Here is a 3,335-nt window from a genome sequence, read left to right as displayed (position 1 = left end):
GTGCGCGGCCTCCATCTGCGCGGGGCTGCCGCCGCGCACGGCCACGGGCTGGGTATGGTGGCCGCGCAGCGCGGCGCACAGGGCGTCGAAATCGATGGCGTCGCCGGCCTCGCGCACGCCGGCCAGGTCGATCAGCACGGGGTCGTTGTCGAAGAAGTCCGGGTCGCTCTCCAGCCGTGCGGCCAGGTCGGCGGCGAGCACGCCGACGTCGGTGGTCTTGAGCACGACCGCCACCACGGGCAGCTGGGCGCTCTTGAGGTCAAAGCTGGTGCGGGCCTGGCCCGCCGTGTCAACGGCCATGGAAGGGGGGGTGCGTGGTGCGGAAAAAAGGGGGAGCGGTACGCCCGGCCCGAAGGCGCGAAGTGTACCGTGGGGGCCCGCCGGTGCCTGTCGCGGGACGTATCCGCGCGCCACGCGCCGCATGGGGCAGGCACCTTGGCGCCGAGGCCCGGCCGGACAAGCCCATGCTTGCAGGCCGCGTGCGGCAGGCGCCGGCACCCTGGATCGAATCGGGCCTCAGCGCAATCAAATCACCGGCATGAAGCTATTATTTTCATAGCAAAACTTCGTCTCCCGAAGCCCGTTGCCCCCAATCAGAACTTGGGAATGCGGATGCGGCTGATCATGAGCGAGCCCGACAGCGCGAACAGCAGCACCAGCGGGTGCAGCGTGAACCCGCCCAGCACCACGCTGCCGAACCACAGGTGCTCGCGCACCGCGCCCAGGGCGGCGGCCAGCGCCATCAGGGCCACGAGCACGATGGAGGTGGGGATCGGCGTGCCCTCGAAGTATTTGACCTTGCCAGAACCTTCCGACAGCGTTTCGGCGGTGACGTTGTAGCGCGCCAGGCGCGAGACGCCGCAGGCCACGAAGTACGCCAGCACGATGCGGTCGTACAGGCCCTGCATGCCGCAGGCATAGGCGATGATGGCCGGGGCCACGCCGAACGAGATCACGTCGGCCAGCGAATCGAGCTCGCGCCCCATGGCCGAGGACTTTTGCCGCCAGCGCGCGATGCGGCCGTCCAGCACGTCGAAGATCAGCGCCGCCAGCACCAGCGCGCAGGCGAAGTACACGTGGCGCACCTCGCCGGTCTCCAGGAACGTCATGGACGAGAACAGCGCCCCCACGCCGCACACGGCGTTGCCCAGCGTGAACCAGTCGGCGAGGTGGAACTCGCGGATCATCGAAAAGCGCTTGGGGGTGGACTGGGACATGGACTCTCCTGGGTGGGTGGCGGCCGCCGCGCGCCGTGGAAGGCGGCGGTGGCAATGCCTGCCGATTATGGGCGGCGCCCCGAGGGGCGCACCGTCAGGCATGTCCTACGGGCCCGCTACGGCCCGGCCGTGCCGCGCCCGCCGGACGCGATGGGCGCGCGCACGGTCTCCAGGTGGATGCTGGTCTCGGTGTTGCTGATGCCCTTGATGAGGCGGATGCGCTCCAGCGCGTGCGCCAGCTCCGCCAGGCTGCCCACCTGCAGTTCGGCCAGCAGGTCCCAGCGGCCATTGGTGCTGTGCAGCGCCAGCACGCTGGGCTCGCCCAGCAGCGAGGCCGTGACCCGGCGCGCGTCGTTGCCCTCGATGGAGATGCTGGTCCAGGCCTGCAGTCCGCCGCCCGTCTCGCGCTCGGGCCGCAGCCGCACCGTGTAGCCGACGATCACGCCCGTGTCCTCCAGCCGGCGGATGCGGTTGGTGACGGTGCCGCGCGACACGCCCAGCCGCGTGGCCAGCGTGGCGACGCTGGCGCGGGCGTTGTGTCGCAGCTGGGCGATCAGTTGCTGGTCGATATTGTCCATTTCGGCAATTCCTTTGAGCAAAAAGCCAGTTTTTTGCGCTTATGCGTGCATTTTTGCCGATTTGAATTGGCGCGCCCTTGTGGGACGCTTGGGAACCCCATGCCGCCCCGACACCCGTCGCGTGGCGCGCCCACCGACGAGGAGCCGATCCCATGACCCCCGACCAACGCCCCATCCCCGGCACCATGTCCACCGAATTCCTGAGCGCCACGCGCGCCGCGCAACTGGTCGGCCGCACCGGCGTGGTGGAATGCCTGCGCGGCATGGCGCAGGCCATCGAAGAGGACTACGCCCGGTGGCAGGACTTCGACAAGTCCGCGCGCACCGCGAGCCATTCGCCCAATGGCGTCATCGAACTCATGCCCGTCGCCGACGCCCGCGACTACGCCTTCAAGTACGTGAACGGCCACCCGGTCAACACCCGCCACGGCCTGCCCACGGTGATGGCCTTCGGCGCGCTGGCCGACGTGGCCACCGGCCACCCCTCCTTCCTGAGCGAGCTCACCCTGACCACGGCGCTGCGCACCGCGGCCACGTCGGCCATGGCCGCGCGCTACCTGGCCCGCCCGGACAGCCGCAGCATGGCGCTGATCGGCAACGGCGCGCAGAGCGAGTTCCAGGCGCTTGCCTTCGTGGGCCTGCTGGGCATCGGCGAGCTGCGCCTGTACGACATCGACCCGGCCGCCACGGCCAAGCTGGCGGCCAACCTCGCGCCACTGGTGGCGCGGGGGGAACTGGAGATCGTCCGCTGCGCCAGCACCGCCGAGGCCGTGCGCGGCGCGGACATCGTCACCACCGTCACCGCCGACAAGGCCTACGCCACGATCCTGCACGGCGACCTGGTCGAGCCTGGCATGCACATCAACGCCGTGGGCGGCGACTGCCCCGGCAAGACCGAACTGGCGGCCGAGGTGCTGCGGGCGGCCAGCGTGTTCGTGGAGTACGAGCCCCAGACCCGCATCGAAGGCGACCTGCAGCAGATGCCTGCCGATTTCCCCGTGACCGAGTTCTGGCGCGTGGTGCGCGGCGAGGCGCCGGCCCGCACGTCGCCCGCGCAGGTCACCGTGTTCGACTCGGTGGGCTTTGCGCTGGAGGACTATTCCGCCCTGCGCTTCATGCGTGCCCTGGGCCGCAGCGAGGGCCTGCTGCAGCCGCTGGAGCTGATTCCCGACCAGGCCGACCCCAAGGACCTGTACGCCCAGATCCAGCCGTGGATCGCCCTGGGCACGCCCGCAGGCGCCCCCCCGCTGGTGCAGGCCGCCGCCCACCTGGCGGAAGCGCTTTAAGCACGGGTGGGCCGCGCCAGGACACGCCACCCATCGTCACCGTCCGCGTGCACACTGCACGCGTCCCATGCCGTTTTCCGCATGCCGCCAAACCGCATGCGGGTGAAAACTTTGGCGCCACGGCGCCCGCACGCCGTGCGTTTCCAGGAGATGAACCCATGACCGACACCGCAACCCCCGCCCCGCACACGCGCGCCACCCTCATCGGCGCCCCCACCGACGCCGGCGCCGCGCGCCTGGGCGCGGCCATGGGG

4 protein-coding genes are annotated in these 3,335 nt (G+C 70.5%); 1 reads left to right on the top strand and 3 read right to left on the bottom strand.

The window, feature by feature from the left end; all coding sequences use genetic code 11:
• The 3 genes from AC27KI_RS21250 to AC27KI_RS21240 form a co-directional block, all read right to left on the bottom strand.
• Positions 1-300 (bottom strand): septum site-determining protein MinC (locus AC27KI_RS21250; RefSeq protein ID WP_487115692.1); only part of this gene is annotated, 300 nt, incomplete at its 3' end.
• 293 nt (positions 301-593) lie between these two features.
• A complete protein-coding gene (gene pssA, locus AC27KI_RS21245; RefSeq protein WP_284430412.1) occupies positions 594-1,217 on the bottom strand; it encodes a CDP-diacylglycerol--serine O-phosphatidyltransferase in 624 nt (207 codons plus the stop codon).
• A 116-nt stretch (positions 1,218-1,333) separates the two neighbouring features.
• The gene (locus tag AC27KI_RS21240; protein WP_284397018.1) at positions 1,334-1,795 is read right to left on the bottom strand and encodes an Lrp/AsnC family transcriptional regulator; all 462 of its coding nucleotides are present in this window, start codon (positions 1,793-1,795) and stop codon (positions 1,334-1,336) included.
• Positions 1,796-1,947: 152 nt separating this feature from the next.
• On the opposite strand from AC27KI_RS21240, the gene AC27KI_RS21235 reads away from it, so the two are divergent.
• A complete protein-coding gene (locus tag AC27KI_RS21235) occupies positions 1,948-3,081 on the top strand; it encodes an ornithine cyclodeaminase (protein ID WP_487115690.1) in 1,134 nt (377 codons plus the stop codon).
• The last annotated feature ends 254 nt before the right edge of the window (positions 3,082-3,335 follow it).

The organism is Acidovorax sp. KPB24-03, from assembly GCF_057546605.1.
The sequence above is the reverse complement of the archived record's forward strand: the minus strand, read 5'-3'. Positions and strand labels throughout refer to the sequence as shown.

Bases quoted from the DNA above. Each gene is read 5' to 3' on its own strand.
- pssA (WP_284430412.1), bottom strand. From the start codon at position 1,217: ATGTCCCAGTCCACCCCCAAGCGCTTTTCGATGATCCGCGAGTTCCAC.
- AC27KI_RS21235 (WP_487115690.1), top strand. From the start codon at position 1,948: ATGACCCCCGACCAACGCCCCATCCCCGGCACCATGTCCACCGAATTC.
- AC27KI_RS21240 (WP_284397018.1), bottom strand. From the start codon at position 1,795: ATGGACAATATCGACCAGCAACTGATCGCCCAGCTGCGACACAACGCC.